18 protein-coding genes are annotated in these 15,724 nt (G+C 44.6%); 15 read left to right on the forward strand and 3 right to left on the reverse strand.

Annotated features, from left to right (window positions below):
- Positions 1–213: 213 nt before the first annotated feature.
- Positions 214–1,722 (forward strand): methyl-accepting chemotaxis protein, encoded by a 1,509-nt coding sequence (locus tag EJP82_RS11245; RefSeq protein WP_127192157.1) that lies wholly within the window; start codon positions 214–216, stop codon positions 1,720–1,722.
- A gap of 38 nt (positions 1,723–1,760) precedes the next feature.
- Here the strand turns inward: EJP82_RS11245 and EJP82_RS11250 are convergent, their stop codons facing one another.
- The 3 genes from EJP82_RS11250 to EJP82_RS11260 all read right to left on the reverse strand — a co-directional run bounded on the left by EJP82_RS11250 (position 1,761) and on the right by EJP82_RS11260 (position 3,195).
- Entirely contained in the window at positions 1,761–2,096 is a 336-nt protein-coding gene (locus EJP82_RS11250; RefSeq protein WP_127192158.1) for a hypothetical protein, read from the reverse strand.
- A gap of 3 nt (positions 2,097–2,099) precedes the next feature.
- Positions 2,100–2,708, reverse strand: a complete 609-nt coding sequence (locus tag EJP82_RS11255) for an ImmA/IrrE family metallo-endopeptidase (RefSeq protein WP_127192159.1) — start codon at positions 2,706–2,708, stop codon at positions 2,100–2,102.
- Positions 2,709–2,838: 130 nt separating this feature from the next.
- On the reverse strand, positions 2,839–3,195 hold the full coding sequence (locus EJP82_RS11260) for a helix-turn-helix domain-containing protein (RefSeq protein WP_127192160.1): 357 nt from the start codon (positions 3,193–3,195) through the stop codon (positions 2,839–2,841).
- Positions 3,196–4,116: 921 nt separating this feature from the next.
- Here EJP82_RS11260 and EJP82_RS11265 point away from each other — a divergent pair.
- From EJP82_RS11265 to EJP82_RS11335, 14 genes are all read left to right on the forward strand, one after another.
- Positions 4,117–4,611, forward strand: coding sequence for an ArpU family phage packaging/lysis transcriptional regulator (locus EJP82_RS11265; protein WP_127192161.1), 495 nt, complete (start codon positions 4,117–4,119; stop codon positions 4,609–4,611).
- Positions 4,612–4,643: 32 nt separating this feature from the next.
- Complete coding sequence (locus tag EJP82_RS11270; protein ID WP_127192162.1) at positions 4,644–4,853, forward strand: hypothetical protein; 210 nt, start codon at positions 4,644–4,646, stop codon at positions 4,851–4,853.
- Between the two features lie 461 nt (positions 4,854–5,314).
- Entirely contained in the window at positions 5,315–5,800 is a 486-nt protein-coding gene (locus EJP82_RS11280) for a hypothetical protein (protein ID WP_127192164.1), read from the forward strand.
- Positions 5,801–5,805: 5 nt separating this feature from the next.
- Positions 5,806–6,024, forward strand: a complete 219-nt coding sequence (locus EJP82_RS11285; RefSeq protein WP_127192165.1) for a YqzN/YkzM domain-containing protein — start codon at positions 5,806–5,808, stop codon at positions 6,022–6,024.
- 1 nt (position 6,025) lies between these two features.
- A complete protein-coding gene (locus EJP82_RS11290; protein WP_127192166.1) occupies positions 6,026–7,489 on the forward strand; it encodes a phage tail sheath subtilisin-like domain-containing protein in 1,464 nt (487 codons plus the stop codon).
- Positions 7,490–7,508: 19 nt separating this feature from the next.
- Positions 7,509–7,925 carry a phage tail tube protein gene (locus tag EJP82_RS11295; RefSeq protein WP_127192167.1) on the forward strand — a complete coding sequence of 139 codons (417 nt, stop codon included), beginning with the start codon at positions 7,509–7,511 and terminating at the stop codon, positions 7,923–7,925.
- A gap of 21 nt (positions 7,926–7,946) precedes the next feature.
- The gene (locus EJP82_RS11300) at positions 7,947–8,408 is read left to right on the forward strand and encodes a phage tail assembly chaperone (RefSeq protein WP_127192168.1); all 462 of its coding nucleotides are present in this window, start codon (positions 7,947–7,949) and stop codon (positions 8,406–8,408) included.
- Positions 8,409–8,602: 194 nt separating this feature from the next.
- A complete protein-coding gene (locus EJP82_RS11305; RefSeq protein WP_127192169.1) occupies positions 8,603–10,894 on the forward strand; it encodes a hypothetical protein in 2,292 nt (763 codons plus the stop codon).
- Positions 10,895–10,904: 10 nt separating this feature from the next.
- Positions 10,905–11,564, forward strand: coding sequence for a LysM peptidoglycan-binding domain-containing protein (locus EJP82_RS11310; protein WP_127192170.1), 660 nt, complete (start codon positions 10,905–10,907; stop codon positions 11,562–11,564).
- Positions 11,561–12,556 (forward strand): XkdQ/YqbQ family protein, encoded by a 996-nt coding sequence (locus EJP82_RS11315; RefSeq protein ID WP_127192171.1) that lies wholly within the window; start codon positions 11,561–11,563, stop codon positions 12,554–12,556. The genes EJP82_RS11310 and EJP82_RS11315 overlap by 4 nt, the downstream gene beginning before the upstream one ends.
- The gene (locus EJP82_RS11320) at positions 12,549–12,968 is read left to right on the forward strand and encodes a hypothetical protein (RefSeq protein WP_127192172.1); all 420 of its coding nucleotides are present in this window, start codon (positions 12,549–12,551) and stop codon (positions 12,966–12,968) included. The genes EJP82_RS11315 and EJP82_RS11320 overlap by 8 nt, the downstream gene beginning before the upstream one ends.
- Entirely contained in the window at positions 12,961–13,413 is a 453-nt protein-coding gene (locus EJP82_RS11325; protein WP_127192173.1) for a DUF2634 domain-containing protein, read from the forward strand. Before EJP82_RS11320 ends, EJP82_RS11325 begins: the two co-directional genes overlap by 8 nt.
- The gene (locus tag EJP82_RS11330) at positions 13,413–14,531 is read left to right on the forward strand and encodes a baseplate J/gp47 family protein (protein ID WP_127192174.1); all 1,119 of its coding nucleotides are present in this window, start codon (positions 13,413–13,415) and stop codon (positions 14,529–14,531) included. Before EJP82_RS11325 ends, EJP82_RS11330 begins: the two co-directional genes overlap by 1 nt.
- Complete coding sequence (locus EJP82_RS11335; protein WP_127192175.1) at positions 14,524–15,102, forward strand: YmfQ family protein; 579 nt, start codon at positions 14,524–14,526, stop codon at positions 15,100–15,102. Before EJP82_RS11330 ends, EJP82_RS11335 begins: the two co-directional genes overlap by 8 nt.
- The last annotated feature ends 622 nt before the right edge of the window (positions 15,103–15,724 follow it).

A 15,724-nucleotide genomic window follows, 5' to 3' on the forward strand; every position in this document is an offset into this window, starting at 1 on the left:
ATTCATAAAGAAGGCTGTCGAGACTTTCTCGACAGCCTGAAGCCCTATCTAAGATAGGGCTTTTTGTCTTTTTAATATATGTTTGTTGTCCTGTTGCATTGAGAAAGAGATACTTGATGTAATAGAAAACAAAGTGCTAAAGGACATATACTTTCATCTGAGAATAATACTATAGTAGTACTAACTATAGTTTTCTAGAGGGTGGTATGCTATATGAAAGAGTTTAGTTATGAAAAGTCGGTAAATCTGATTGTCAGTATCATGAGTTGGGTTATGGTCCTCATATTATCGGCCGGATTTTTGATTGAGTATAGTAAAGGTAATCGAACCCTTGAATTTGTCATTTCTATTCTATCTGTAGGCTTTATTTCCGCCATAGTGGGATCTATTTCGTTTATAAAGAATCCGACTAACCGAATTTTACGCTATATCAGCTTTACTGGCTTTTTTGTTATGTATGTATTTTCGCTTATGACTGCAACGACTTCTGTTACCTTTACGTTCGTATTTCCGTTAGCAGCCTTATTTTGTATGTATCTTGATCGTTGGTTTATGACGATTATCTGTTCATTGATTGTTATTCTGAATGGGGCTTATGTAATAAATAGATTCAGAACTACGGATAAGCTAATTATTGGTGAAGTAGCATATAGCGAATTCTTGACAACGATGCTGATTCACGTCTTTGTAGTTATCTTATTCTTAAATAGTCTGCTTGCAGTTGTCTACATATTTAACCGAATGAAAAATGCGATGGATCTAAAAATGAAGGAAGTAGCTCATGCTCGCCTTACAGAACAAATGCTCAATCAGAAAATGAAGGAAACAGGAACTGTTCTTGAAGGTAATTCTAGGAAGGTATATGAAATTGTTCAAGAGCAACATCATTCTTCTCAGTCCGTGTTCTCGGCCATTCAAGAAATTAATCAGGGTGCTAATCAGAATGCGATATCCATTCAAGAGCAGACGGATTTCGTCCAATCGATCCAGTTAAAAGTGAAGCAAACATCACAGCTCTCCAATCTGATGGAGCAAGAAGCTGATTTGACGGCACAGAATGCTTCTGACGGTCTGGAGCTCATTGATCGTCTGCAGGAAAAGTCGACCGAAGTAGAAGAGAATACGGTGATTGCATCTGACTTGATACATTCATTACATAAGCAAACAGTACTTATCCAAGAAATATGCCAACATATTTCGAGTATTGCACATCGCACCAATATTTTGTCGCTTAATGCTTCAATCGAAGCTGCGCGTGCGGGTGACGTGGGTAAAGGATTTAACATTGTCGCCCAGGAGGTTCGTAAGTTAGCTGAACAGACGATGACGTTATCAACGAATATCGAACAGATTACTTCAGATTTAGCTAATAGTTCTCTCGATTCCGTTCAGGCGATGGAGAAGTTACAGGTGATCAATATTGATCAATCCTCACTTGCCAAAGAAAGTGGAATGATGTTCCATACGATCAACCAACATTTACATAGTGTGAAAGAGCAAATATTTTCTGTACACTTCAATATTAAAGATATTTTGGATGCCAACTTCAAGATGAATGAAGCGATATCTAATATCTCGGCAGTGTCCGAGGAGACGCTTGCTAACACAGAAGAAGCAGCGGCTATTATGGAGTCTCATGCGAGAGGGGCCGAGCGAACCGAAGTATTAGTGGAAGAATTGCTTCATACCTCAGCTGACTTAATAAAATTAAACAATTCTTAGAAAGTTAAAATTAGAAAAGTTAAAGATTAGAGGCTATTTCACTCGCTGAAATAGCCTCTTTCATATTTCAATACTTCCTCGACGTCGTCCATTTGGAGTATGAGAAGATGAATCTCGGTTCCATGACGCTTTGCGATACTAGGGAGATGGATACCGATTACAGGGGTGGAACCTGGTTGGCGTACCATATCCTCCAGAAGTACCGATACCCCGGTAACATCACCAAATTCCTCGGCTTCAAAAGGATCGAACGGACTTGATAGAGGAATATATAGTGTTCTGGACCAATCCAATTCACCCGGGTGAACTTGAATAATTAATTGTAATGGTCGCATCGCTTCTCCATAGAAGTCTGAATATGCTGCGATCCGCATGATTTATAGAGCCTCCTTACCAGACAGTTGATGCGATAATTGCGCCAGAACACGATGGGTTTCATTTGTCCACATAGGTTCTTGCTGCTTCTGTTGACGTTGCCGCTTGCTGGCCTCCTGCGCTGCTGCGATCAAACTTCCTTGGAGAACTCGGCGCTGAATTTGATCCAGTCTTTGCTCGGCGAGAGATAGAGGAACATGAAATTTATCGGCAAGGTAAGGAATCGCTTCGTTCCGCTGATCTGGAATATTCAATTTAGCAACCAAATAAAAGGGGATAGCCGCATATAAGACAAACTGATCCGCCTCAATCTCCTGAGCGCTTTTAAAGAGAACAGACATATTTCGCTGATCCCCTGCATGCCGGAGCACATGACACAATTCATGAAAAAAGATGACCCGCGCGGTAACATCATCCGCATGTTTGTTTAGGAAGATCACCCCATCTTCGTTATCGGAGAAAGAGGGGCATATATCATAAACGAGTGCCACTTCAAAGGCTTCAGCAATTCGTTCGATGTCATGGTTGATGGTGGTCATAATTCCACGAGCTAAAAACTTTGTATTGATCCATTGTTCCAAAGGGGTTTCTTTATAGTAGGAAAATAACATAACAATCACCTCTTATGAGAATGTATGTTCTATTTTTGTTTGAAAATAAGGGCCCTTGAAGTAAGGGCCAAGTTGTTTACTCTTAATTTTATATATTCGCCAGCACTTATGTAATGTCCTGCTTGTGATTTTAATTCTTCTTGTTGTCTCTTTCCAAAAGCTTCTTCTTCTGCACACGGTAAGCCTTTAGCGCTGCTTCCATCATGGCAATTTCATCTGCTGTATAAGACTCTGGGCCACCATAGAAAGACATGCTTGTCGCCTTCTCGTCTGAAGGAGAGGGATCTTGCGTACGCCCAAGCAGATAATCCCCGTTCGTATCTAGCGCATCGACAATTCGTCTTAACGATTCAGGATCTGGTTTTCTATCGTTGGTTTCGTATCTGGACAATTGTACGATGGTTAAGTCCGCTTTGGTAGCTAGATCCTTTTGGGTCATATTCTTTTTTTCCCTAAGATATTTGATTCGATCGCCCAAAGTTTCCATAACCGCTCCTCATTTGTCGTTTGCATAAATATATCATATCATTACCAGATTGGTAAAGCGATTAGGTTACCGAAACGGTAATTATTTTGGTTGACATTACCAAATTGGTAAAATATAATCGGAGTATCTTACCCGTGAGGTTGAGGTAAGCCTAGCCTTTATTTTTCTCTCACTTGGTTCCACGCTGAACTTCGGTGAGTGGACGAACACAAAGGAGCAAAGTAGCAAAGTTGCAATGTAGCAATGTAACAAAGCGGCAAAGCGGCAAAGCGAAGTCGCTAGCCGGACATCAGATACCTTATTTTCAAGAAAGATGCCCTTTTGGGAGGTTTATCGGACATCAGTTCCGCTATTCGGTGATATAGCCCCCTTTTTGCCACCATTTCTGGTCAATAACGGATCCTATGTCCGCAACAACACGAAATATGAGGCATTTCAGGTAATTAGCGTACTCCAGGTCCGGCTAAGCTAGTGACTTTATGAGGGCCAAAGTCAGATCGAGTCATTCTAAGTTAGCTCAAGTCGGCTAAGTTCAAAGAAAATTCAAACCAAGTACAAACCAAGTACAAACCAAGTACAAACCAAGTACAAACCAAGTACAAACCAAGTCATTCAAAATTAGTCCAAGGCAGACCAAGTAAAACCAACGCAGAATAAGGCAGTCCAAGCTATCCCAAGTTATCCCAAGCCAGTCCATGTTAGCCCTAACTATCCATGAACCACGATCGAGTCTCGTTACTGTCTGATCAGAAGGTAACCCAAGTCGCAGAGGTATTCCAATGTTTATTATATGAGTGAGCCGACAAAGAAAGTGTGCTTTTCGAAGTAAGCGGTAGAGTGCTAAGAATAGAAATTTTTTTGCTCTCGAGGTTACCAATTTGGTAATATTACGACTTTATGTAGATAGCGAGCGGAGGGAATATGATGAAGAAACGTAAACACCCTATACAAATTGTTTTCAATACAATACCTATAGACCATGCAGCAACACGGGCAGCCGTAGAGGAGCGCCTAGAAGAGGTTCGGCAGTACAGACAAATAGGATTTATCCGTCAGGAAGCTGTGATCACTGCAAGCTACGAGCCCAAGTTCCATGGACCAACAAATGCAATCAGTAAACCGACGGAGACAATCGCGATTAGGAACGTAGATAAGGAAGCGGAATTACGTGAAAAGTCAGAATTGCTCGATAAGGCGATGAGTAAACTGTCGAGCCCTCAAAAGGAAGTCATCGAAAGAAGCTTCTTAGATAATGAAGGCGAGTACGATTTCATCAGCTGCGGAGAAATGGGAATCAGCGACCGCACGTATCGCCGGATTAAGGCGAGTGCAATTCAGATATTGGCTGCGGCCATGAGACTTGAAGTGGTTGTGTTGGATGAAGAAATGGAGAGTTGCGAGCACTCAGTCGGCTAATAGCCGGCTTTTTTTTGTGGGAAAGAAAGTATGTGAGTATTGAAATGATAGGTAAGGATTTTCGTCTAAATATGCTTGTCCTTCTATTGTCCGAAACATGTCAGCGGCTTGTCCGTTCATTAGACTTTACCCATGTTAAATTTGTATTGTGGGAATCGGACGAAGCGAGAGAACACAGCTTACTGAAGCCGGGTAGCCACGGTACAGTGAATACGGAACTAGTAATCATGAGCCACGGATAACGGATCACTAATAACGAACTAAGGATTACGGAACCAAGGATCATGAACCAGAACACAAATCAAGGATCATAAACAAAGGATCACGAGTCATGAACCACGACTCACTGTCCAGGATCACGAACCACAGATCACAAATAGAAAATGCAAAAGTCGCTGATACTCTCGGCGGCTTTTTTTGTTGGGGGAATTCATTTGAGGAAAAAGAATAAGCTCCTGTCACCAACTACCGAATGGATACAGCCGGAGTTTTGCAAGGGTTGTATTTGGGGGCGGTGGGAAGGGACAAAGCAATTTTGTAGTCGACCGCGATGCGTGTTGGATGTAACAAGAGCTGGAAAGGAGGTGAATACCATTGTTGAAAAGAGAGAATCGTCCGCGTGAAAAACTGACACAGATGCGATATTGGGATACGACAAGGGAACGGGACAAAGAACCTGTCAGCATACCCCAGAGGTCTTGCCATGAGTAGCTTAATTGAATCAACTCAGAGTACGGTTGACTCTTGGCTCACAGCAATCTGCGCATGGACGCAAGATGTTGTTGGGAGCGAATGGTCTCTGTATAACGGAGTTTGGCCGACAAGTTACATCAAGCCCGCGATTATGTGGCGGGTAACTGGTATGGATGTACGAGTGCTGGGGTTATCGTCTTATGAGATTGAAAAGCGGTTGACGGCAACAGTTCTTGCAGATGATCCAACGGATCAGAATGCAGTAATTTTACAGCTAATTGAGGAACTTGGAGCAGCGGTCAAAATACCACTTCATGCCGCAGAACGGCGCTTTCTTAGCATCAGCGAGCCGAAGGGGAATTTGAACGCTAACGTTAACACAACCGGCACGGCAGAGGCGCAGATAACGGTCACTTGTACTCAGCGAACGGGACGACGTCCTGTGAAGGAAATTTCATTGATGCAATCCGTAAATTACAAATCAAATATGAGGTGAGGAACTTGGCAGAACGAAAGGGATTTTTTAAAGGGGCAGCTAAGGAAGTAAGCATTACGTCCCCGGCCTACTCGGTCACGGAGATTACGGCGAACGCTGAAGTTATTGCAGGTGTGAAATCCGAAGTGATGGCTGGCGCTTTTCATGGTATCGATACAGAGGTGCTGACGGTTAAGGAAGCAAAAGATTTGGTACAACAATTCCTAGAAAAGAAGGTGAAGTAACATGGCAGGAGGCAATTGGAGTTTGACTAATCAACCGGTGTTACCCGGTCTGTACATGAACTTTGTAGGTGCGGCGGAAACTGCGATTCAATCGGGAGCAAGAGGTGTAGTTGTTGCCCCGGTAAAAGCACATTGGGGACCGATCGGGCAATTTGTTGAAGTGGCAAATGAAACAGCGATTAATGAATTGTTTACAAGTGATGAATCCGATGGAGCGACGGCTTTTACAACGCTGTACCTTGCTTTATTGGGCGGAACTAAGAAGCTACTTGCATATCGGTTGGCAGATAATTCAGCTACTGAGGCCGTAGTTACATTGAAGAATACAGCGGTGACCCCTGCGGACGCCTTAATTGTTAGAGCAAAATATAAAGGTGAACGTGGCAATGATTTCAAGGTGACGATTCAACCAAGCCTTGCAGTAGCTAGCCTGAAGGAATTGAAACTGTACGAAGGCAATACGCACTTACGCACGATTGCTATTGGAGATGGCACTGTTGAATCTACGGTTGCAGCAATCAATGAAGACTCCGGTAACAAGTGGATTGTTGCGGAGAAGGTTGGTACCGGGACCTTGGCAGAGGTGTCAGGTGTAGTGCTCGCCGGGGGTGAAAGTGGGATCTCAGGTATCACGAATGCTGATTATATTGCGGCAACTGAAGCTTTTGAGACACAAGACTTTCATGTTCTAACACTCGATGGAGTCAGTGATGCGGCACTTCGTACCAGTCTGGTTGCCTGGGTGAAACGTGTACGTGGAGAGGGCAAAGGTATTATTGCAACACTTGGTGGGCCTAAGGCAGAGGATATCGCTGCGGATGCAGTGAGCAAAAGTATCGCTCGTAGTATCGCTACTGATTTCGAAGGCGTTATTAATGTTGGTACGGGCGGGAAAATGAACGGCAAGGAATACTCATCTGCTCAAGTAGCAGCTTGGGTAGCTGGATTGATTGCCGGACAGGCGCTCAAAGAATCGACGACTTATGCGGTGACGCCATTTGAAGACGTTACGCGTCGTTGGACCCGATCTGAACAGGAACAAGGAATTCAGAACGGTGTATTTTTACTGGTACATGATGGACGTAGAGTTAAAGTACTACGTGGAGTGAACAGTTTGATCACACCTCGTCAAGGTCAGAACAATGGATGGAAGAAAATCCGGAAAATTCGGGTTATCGATCAGATTAATTCTGATTTGCAGCGTCAGGCTGAGGACCATTATATCGGCAAAGTAAACAACACAGAAGAGGGCAGGCTTGCGTTGATTGCCGCAGGGAAGCAATATTTGCAGACGTTAGCGTCTGAGAGTGTAATCGAAGCAACGGGTTTCAATGTGACGTTGGACTCGCGGTTTTATGGTAATGCTCCACAATTTCAACCCGCTGATGATCAGGTGTTCCTGGCATGGACGGCGGATGCTAGTGATGTTATGGAACAAATTTTTGGCACGTTCAACGTGCAATAAATAAGAGGAGGAATAGTCAATGGCACAATATCTTGATCCTGGTCGCGTAATTATGGGAACGTTCGGTCAGATTTTTATCGAGGGAATCTGGCAGTCTAATTTGAATCATCTGGAAGCAAATGTAGAGGCCGACAAACGGGAGCTTAATCTCGTTGGCACAGAGTACACCGTATTCAAGCTGGGTCGTAAAAAGGGAACCGGCACGATGAGTGGGTACAAAGTGACTTCGGAGATGATTAGCAGAGGTTTTCAGAAATTTAACATTATTCATAAACTTGAGGACCCGGAAGCTTACGGCTTTGAGCGCATTCAATTGAACGGTTGTATGGTCGATAAGATTCAATTGGCGAATTGGACAGCGGGTGAAGAGGTCGTTGAGGAAACGGCGTTTACTTTTGAATCCTATGAGTTGCTTGACCCGATTGTTGCATCTTAATTTGAGGAGGAATGTTAAATCATGAGTCAACATGAACAATTTAATGAACAGGATATTCTGGACGGTCTCTTCGAGACGGCAGCTAATCTGCCGGAAGAGGCTATTTTTATTGGGCGGCTTAGTCTGCGAGTCACATTGCGGGGTCTAACATCAAGTAAGGTGGATGGAATTCGTGAGCGCTGTACGGTGCGCAAGACGACCAAAGGTCAAGTGACAGAGAAAATCGACAGTGAGTTGTTCAACGCTGCGTTGATCAAAGAAGCTACCGCTTTCCTTGAGGTCATTAAAAAAGCGAGCGAAGGTGCGGAGCAAAGTGTGAAGCTGAGCGGTTGGGGCGATGATCGTCTTACGAGTCGGTTGAAGCTATCCGGTGGCGAAGAGGCTATACGCCGACTTCTGCTAGCGGGGGAGCTTGACGCTGTGGGCGACAAGGTGCTAGAAATCTCCGGCTTCGGGGTGGATATCGAAGACGTAAAAAACTAATAAGCTCCGGTGGCATGACGACTTTGCTATTCCATATGTGGAGTAAGCATAGTCTACGCCCCGGGGTGTATTGGTCACTTCCCAAAGGCGAGCGCTTGCTGTTAAAAGCTTTTTCAATGAGGGAGCTGGAGATGGTATCCTCTCCTTCCCCTTCAGGCTCTAATAGGGTGCCGCGCGGAGAAAGGAGGTAAGACATGTCCGATAATGAAATTTACGAATTAGATGTTGAGATTGATAGTCGCGACATTGATAAGACAGCGAAGAAGCTGAGAAGTTTGGACAAGCTGCTACAACAAACGCAGCGACGTGCAACCGTTTTTGGCAAGACAAAGATGGCTCCCAAGGCAACTCTTGATGATAGAGTAACGCCGAAGGTCACTAGAATTAGAGACAACTTGATGAAACTAGATCGAATGAGGGTTACGCCAGTTGCAACTCTTATCGATCATGTGTCAAGCAATGTTGGAGGCATACGTGCTTCTTTGGCCTCATTAACCCAAACCCGCTGGAGCGTAGCTGTTGATGGGGTTTCCTGGAACACCGTGATCGGCAAGTCCTTTGACGATTGGATGGGTTCAGAAGGTCAAACCACACTGAAGAAGATTTCGTCAGCTATTGGAACTGCTCTGGGGAATGGTCTGCGAGGTTTTATTATGCAGGCGTTGGGGTTGGTGGATACGCCGAAAGAAGTTAAGTACACACGAGTGGTCGATTATCTGGAAAAGGGTTCAAATCCGTTGGAAGAAGAATCGCCTTATGCAGAAGCGGGCCGGCTAGCTGGAGAAACCTTCTTTGAGTCTTTTCTAAGTGCGCTTGATCCTGATCAGATTGCTAGTAAGCTTGGAAACATCGAGTGGAACAATTCAGGTGGGGATGGTGGTGGCGGAGATACTGGGGGTTGGAGTAAGGTCTTAGAGATTGTCGAGGATGTAGCTGTTGGAGTGGTTACGAACCTTGCTTCAGATAAGATAGGTGATTTTACAAGGAAAAGAAGAAGACAAAAGAGGAAAGAAAAATCTTCTAATCCTTCGAATGGATCAGGAGATAGTAATGATGATCCAACCAAGTCTTCAAGCAGAAAGAAGGTTGAGGACAGTAAGAAAACAAAGACACCTGCTAATCCGTCTTCTCCTGACAAGACCAAGCAACCGAGTTTGTGGGAGAAGATAAAAGGAAGGGTATCAAGTAATAAGACCAAAGCTGAAGAAAGCAAACCAAAGATACCTGAAAAGTCACCTGCTATTCCATCTTCTTCTGACAAGATTAAGCAGCCGAGTTTGTGGGAGAAGATAAAAGGAAGGGTATCAAGTAATAAGACCAAAGCTGAAGAAAGCAAACCAAAGATACCTGAAAAGTCACCTGCTATTCCATCTTCTTCTGACAAGATTAAGCAGCCGAGTTTGTGGGAGAAGATAAAAGGAAGGGTATCAAGTAATAAGACCAAAGCTGAAGAAAGCAAACCAAAGATACCTGAAAAGTCACCTGCTATTCCATCTTCTTCTGACAAGATTAAGCAGCCGAGTTTGTGGGAGAAGATAAAAGGAAGGGTATCAAGTAATAAGACCAAAGCTGAAGAAAGCAAACCAAAGATACCTGAAAAGTCACCTGCTATTCCATCTTCTTCTGACAAGATTAAGCAGCCGAGTTTGTGGGAGAAGATAAAAGGAAGGGTATCAAGTAATAAGATCAAAGCTGAAGAAAGCAAAACAAAGACACTTGAAAAGTCACCTGCTAATCCGTCTTCTCCTGACAAGACTAAGATTAAAACAACGCGGCCGAATTGGTGGCAGAAGGTAAAAGATGGGGCATCAAATAGTAGCAAGTGGGTAGGAGAAAATATTAAGAAATTACCGAAAAAGGGTAATGGTCTAACTAAATTGTTAGGGAAATCTAGCAAGTTTATCAAAATGCCGGGCCCTCTGAGTTTATTGATGGGTGTAGGCAATATAGCGACAGCAGGTTCAAAAAAAGATAAGTTTAAGGCCGCTGCTTCCACAATTCTAGGTGGGGTAGGGGGGGTTATTGGTGGCGCACTAGGTACGTTTGTAGCGCCAGGGATAGGAACTGGAGTAGGTGCCGTCGCAGGTTCTTCCGGTGGTGATATGCTAGGTGAAAAATTGGGTGGAAAAATATATGAATGGATCTATGGCAAAGAAGAACCAGTAAAAGTAAAACCTAGTGAATCTAGTATGAAAAAAATAGCAGAAAAACCGGATTTTAACGCAATGAAATCGGATAGGATATCTGATCGACAAGATTTCCTCTCGGTAGGTCCTGAATTGAACGCCCCCATCTACAACCTAATGGAATATGGTAATGGAACTTCATTACAACAAAAAGATACATCTAACAACTTTTATATATCCGATGGTGCTGTAAATCTAACTGTACAAAAAGATGAGATTGATTATGATCAAATTGCTAATATGGCAGGATTACAATTTGCGAATGCAGTAAAGCATTCAATGCAGAACTTAAAGGAGTGAGGGAATAGCTATGGAAATCCATTTAATCGATTCTGCGGGTAAGGACTTCTATTTCCCCGTCAATCCTGAAGAGGTTAAAATTTCTCGGGGAAAGGGATATGAGACAGTCAATATCATGGCTCTTGGAGAATTTGACTTTATAAGCGGGGAGAAGGTGAAGGAGATCACCTTCTCTTCTTTTTTTCCATTAGAGTATGACGCAGGATATTGTCAATATAAGCAGATCCCCAACCCGAAGGATGCAATGAACCAATTAACAGCGACAATGAACAGCCAGACACCAGTCCGACTGCTCATTGTTGGTCCTACTGGAAATGTGATTAATGCTCTCGTTATGATCGCGACACATGATAGCATCTTTCGTGGCGGTGAACCAGGAGATATTTATTATGATCTGACCGCTCGAACTTGGCGGAAGCCGAGGATCCACGTTAGAGCGGGGGCTGACTCAAGTACGAAAAAAGGTGGGACAACGGCTACAAGTCGTCCTGATACGAAGAATACCGCAAAAACTTACACAGTCAAATCAGGAGATAGCCTCTCCAAGATCGCGAAATTGGAACTTGGTGATTGTTCGAAGTGGTCGAAAATTTATAACCTGAACAAAACAACCATCGGACCTAATTCCAATCTGATCAAGCCAGGGCAAAAGCTGGTGTTACCGTCATGAGTTACGAGGTTGTACTTGAGGATAAGTATTATTTACGGGAGCTCATTGAGAGTATTTCTTTGAAGGATTCTCTGGATCAAATTTCTTATGAAGCGAGCATTCAGTTAAAAGTTCCGAGCGAGGGGCTTTCCATTGCCCCAGGGCAGAATATTCGAATCAGTGGGGTGCCTTATTCCGGCACAACAAAGGTTCATTTGCTTAATCCTGGGGTCGTTTGGGCATGCAACAGTAGTAATAAGAGCACGAAGCATATCAATCTCCAAGTTTATGATAAAACGATCTATTTGGTGAAATCTGAGGATGAATTTCTTTTCCCGGCGAAAGGGACTGCGAGTCAGCGTCTGAAAAAGTATGCGAAAGAGTGGAAAATACAACTAGGAAATGTTCCTGATACTAAAAAGGAGCTGAACAAAGCGACCTACCGGGCTCAAGCAATCTACAACATGATCACGGCTGATCTGCGGGAAACGGTTAAAGCTGGGGGAGAGATGTACATTCCTCGTATGACCCCGGCAGGTCTGGAATTGTTCAGAATCGGTAGCAACACTACGGTATGGAAGTTGGAGGCTATTGAAGAGGTTAGTCAGCTTCGGACACTGGAAGGTGCTATTACCAAGGTGAAAGTCATTGGCAGTGGGGATGAATCTAAGCAGACTAGCGAGGATCTACCATCTCAATTTCTAGCGGTGGTAAAATCCGCAGATCTTATTCCTAAGCTAGGAACACTACAGAAGATCGCTCAAGATGGAGACATTAAGACAGTGGCAGCTGCAAATAAGCTGGGAAAAGCAATGTTAACAGGTATTCAAGAAACGTTCTCGGTAAGTGGACTGGACATTAACACACTTCGTGCTGGGGACAAAGTTGAGCTTAGTGGTATGGGGCTGATTGTGATGTCTGTGAGCCATGAACTTGGTGATTCTGGTCATATGTCGCTGGAGTTGGGTTCAATGGAGTATGTGAAAAGGAGGTATTTCCTGAATTATGGCTGATCCATATAAGACACTAGCTGTTTCAATTCGGGACCAAATTGCAGGGTATACTCAAACTGCTTTGTCTGGACTTACAACTGAACTCGGGACGATAACTACGACGGGGCTCAAACTGGACCATTTTAAACATGAAATTCAAGACTACCTCGTTGCTGACTTTCCAGTTACCTTGCACTTGCCCGAGTTTCATCTTCTTGGAACGACGACATCTCCGATTGATGTGGAGGGTAATCCGGCCGGGGCATCTTCAACTTCTCAGCGTATGCGTTTTGATTTCGAGGCCAAAGAACTTGAGGGAGCGCGAGCCGATCTTGCTGCTGGTCTACTTTTGGGAGACCGAGTGGTTGTTCTCAATTTAAATGGTGGTAATGATGTCATCGTGATGTGCAAGGTGGTGAGTAAGGATGGCTAGTTTATTTCCGGTGGATACCGAATGGGCTGTAGAAGAAAATAGTGATGTGGAAAGTTCGGAGATTGGGTTTGGACGCAGTTGGCTGTTTGATTTTGAGGCGGGAGATTTTGTTATGACTCCGACCCGGAAAATATCAGTTGCAGCAGATACAGCAGCGTGGTTGATGTGGTGTCAAAAAGCGGTACGTACCCCTCGGTATCGGCATCTTGTTTACTCTCGTGACTATGGTCAGGAGTATGAAGACTTAATTGGCAAAAGATTCAGCCGAGCCGTACTGGAGTCGGAGATCGAACGAATGACGACAGAGACGTTAATGGAGGATTCAAGGACAGCTTCCGTTGATAACTTTACTTTCGATTGGTCTACGGATAGCTGCTGGTTCACATGCAGACTACGAAATATCCGGGATGAGACGAAAACTTTGGAAGGGAGTGTGTCAGTATAATGGCGGACTTGCCGATCTTTTTGCAAGATCAGAGTGAAGAGAAAATTATGCAGCGTATGCTGGACCGAGTGCCCGCGGATATTGATAAATCCGAGGGTTCTTTTATTTGGGATGCTGAGGCTCCAGTAGCATTTATGTTATCGGAAGCGGCGATTTGGGCGCAGCAAGTGCTGCAGCGGGGTTTTGCTAGTTCTTCGTTTGGAGAGTATTTGGACCTGAGAACCGCAGAGCACGGAGTTGTGCGGCGAGCAGCAGTGGCAGCAACAGGACTTGTTCGGTTTAAAGGGACACCGGGGAAAATAGTACCTGCAGGTACCATTGTCGCAACTCCAGCGGATGAAGTAACAGGAGAAGCATCGACAGAATATGAAACAGTTGCTGCCGTGATTTTAAATGAGAATAGTGAGGGTGTGGTGGCTGTTCGTGCTATCGTACCCGGGAAAACCGGAACAGTGCCTGCAGGTGTAATTACCGTAATGTCCAGTCCGATCAATGGCGTGACAGCGGTGACGAATCTGGAAGAAACCAGGGGCGGGGCAGATATCGAATCGGATGATTCTTTGCTTGAGCGATTCTATTCTCAGGTTCGTAACCAAGGGACTAGTGGAAATAAAGCTCAGTATTTAAAATGGGCCGGGGAAGTTGCCGGTGTAGGTGGAGTACAGGTGAATCCGCTCTGGAATGGACCAGGGACGGTGGGGATCTATTTGCTCGACACCGAGAAGCGCGCTGCCAGTGCGGAGATTGTTGCTGCCGCTCAACAGCATATTGATCCGTCGCAGGATGGGCAAGGGGAAGGAACTGCTCCGGCAGGGCCTATTGTTTCTGTTCAACCCGCACAAGAAGTACACATCAACATCAGTGTGAAATTGACATTGGTGAGTGGGGCTTCATTGGCGGATGTTGAGGCCCTTATTTTTAACGGAGTAAAGGGGTATTTGAAACAGTTGGCATTCGTCGATCCTTTTGTAAGATTTACCCGTATCGCAGCAGTCTTGCTCGATATTCCAGCGATCATTGATTATTCCGATTTGACTGTAAACGGTAAGGCGGATTCGGTCACGGAGATTCATCCCGGTCAAGTTGCTGTACTGGGGACGGTGGATATCCATGAATGAGGCTCTACTAGCAAGCGAACGCGGGCGCGAACTGTTCTCGTATCTTCCGACTTACTATGAGAGTTCTCGTATTATACAGGCGGACATGAACACCAAGGGAACAGAGATGGATTCGCTTTTTGGGACACTTAATGAAACTTTGCAGCAATTTTTTGTTCAGACAGCCACTTGGGGTTTGGATCACTGGGAGTATGAACTTGGGATTCAGAGTGATCAACGGAAGCCGATTGAACAACGCAGGGCATTGGTAGAATCAAAGCTACGCGGTAGCGGGAAATTTTCCGGACGCCTAGTCAAAAATGTAGCCGAAGCCTACGACGGTGGCAAAGTAAGCGTATCATTCCAGCCGCAGGAATGGAGCTTTACAGTTGAGTTCATCGACACGGTGGGAATCCCTCCTAACTTGGATGATCTGAAGGCTGTGATCGAGGAGATCAAGCCAGCGCATATGAAAGTGGAATATGAATTTAGTTATATACTTATCCACGATATCGATAGCGTTATGAAGTTAAGTGAAATAGAAGAGATCCCATTATCTAAATTTGCAGGAGGTGGTCCATTTGGCCAGTAACACCCCTAATTTAAACTTACTAAAGAAAGACCCAGTGACGGACGGAAACGAAACATTTAACATCGACGAGATGTTGAATCAGAACTGGGACCGCATTGACCGAAACGCTGGAGAGTTAGCCGAGATAAAGTCCAGGCTAGACAACGCAGACCGGGGTAGCCTGACTCTACAGCCAGGGCTGCAAGTTGTTACCTCCTCCCGTGACACAAATGTCCGCATAGGTAGTATTCAAGGTAAAACGAGAATAAACCTAGTGGGAAACGCGGGGGATTGCGAAGACGCCGCAGCCTGGAAGCCACAGGGGTCTGTAACGGTAACAAAGGACGCTACCTTTAAGACGAGCGGATCAAGCAGCTTAAAATTAACTTCCACGGTTGCGAGTACTGCGGGCTATACCCAAGTAAAGGTAGCTGTAGATCCTACAAAATACTACATGCTAGCCGCTGACCTCTATAACGTGTCTATGGACCTGATACGACTATCAGCCATTAAAATAGCGGACGGTGCCACCATCAAATCTGAGGATACAGGCATCAACTACGCCGATAAGAACAAGTGGAAAACCCTGCACTTTATCCTGGGCCCAACGGAGCTAGCCGGGCTTACCGCGATCTATGTAGAA

It is taken from the genome of Paenibacillus anaericanus (assembly GCF_003994475.1).
Classification (GTDB): Bacteria; Bacillota; Bacilli; order Paenibacillales; family Paenibacillaceae; genus Fontibacillus; species Fontibacillus anaericanus.

Coding starts and splice junctions, on each gene's coding strand:
- EJP82_RS11245 (WP_127192157.1), top strand. CDS start 214: ATGAAAGAGTTTAGTTATGAAAAGTCGGTAAATCTGATTGTCAGTATC.
- EJP82_RS11250 (WP_127192158.1), bottom strand. CDS start 2,096: ATGCGGATCGCAGCATATTCAGACTTCTATGGAGAAGCGATGCGACCA.
- EJP82_RS11255 (WP_127192159.1), bottom strand. CDS start 2,708: ATGTTATTTTCCTACTATAAAGAAACCCCTTTGGAACAATGGATCAAT.
- EJP82_RS11260 (WP_127192160.1), bottom strand. CDS start 3,195: ATGGAAACTTTGGGCGATCGAATCAAATATCTTAGGGAAAAAAAGAAT.
- EJP82_RS11265 (WP_127192161.1), top strand. CDS start 4,117: ATGATGAAGAAACGTAAACACCCTATACAAATTGTTTTCAATACAATA.
- EJP82_RS11280 (WP_127192164.1), top strand. CDS start 5,315: ATGAGTAGCTTAATTGAATCAACTCAGAGTACGGTTGACTCTTGGCTC.
- EJP82_RS11290 (WP_127192166.1), top strand. CDS start 6,026: ATGGCAGGAGGCAATTGGAGTTTGACTAATCAACCGGTGTTACCCGGT.
- EJP82_RS11295 (WP_127192167.1), top strand. CDS start 7,509: ATGGCACAATATCTTGATCCTGGTCGCGTAATTATGGGAACGTTCGGT.
- EJP82_RS11300 (WP_127192168.1), top strand. CDS start 7,947: ATGAGTCAACATGAACAATTTAATGAACAGGATATTCTGGACGGTCTC.
- EJP82_RS11305 (WP_127192169.1), top strand. CDS start 8,603: ATGTCCGATAATGAAATTTACGAATTAGATGTTGAGATTGATAGTCGC.
- EJP82_RS11310 (WP_127192170.1), top strand. CDS start 10,905: ATGGAAATCCATTTAATCGATTCTGCGGGTAAGGACTTCTATTTCCCC.
- EJP82_RS11315 (WP_127192171.1), top strand. CDS start 11,561: ATGAGTTACGAGGTTGTACTTGAGGATAAGTATTATTTACGGGAGCTC.
- EJP82_RS11320 (WP_127192172.1), top strand. CDS start 12,549: ATGGCTGATCCATATAAGACACTAGCTGTTTCAATTCGGGACCAAATT.
- EJP82_RS11325 (WP_127192173.1), top strand. CDS start 12,961: ATGGCTAGTTTATTTCCGGTGGATACCGAATGGGCTGTAGAAGAAAAT.
- EJP82_RS11330 (WP_127192174.1), top strand. CDS start 13,413: ATGGCGGACTTGCCGATCTTTTTGCAAGATCAGAGTGAAGAGAAAATT.
- EJP82_RS11335 (WP_127192175.1), top strand. CDS start 14,524: ATGAATGAGGCTCTACTAGCAAGCGAACGCGGGCGCGAACTGTTCTCG.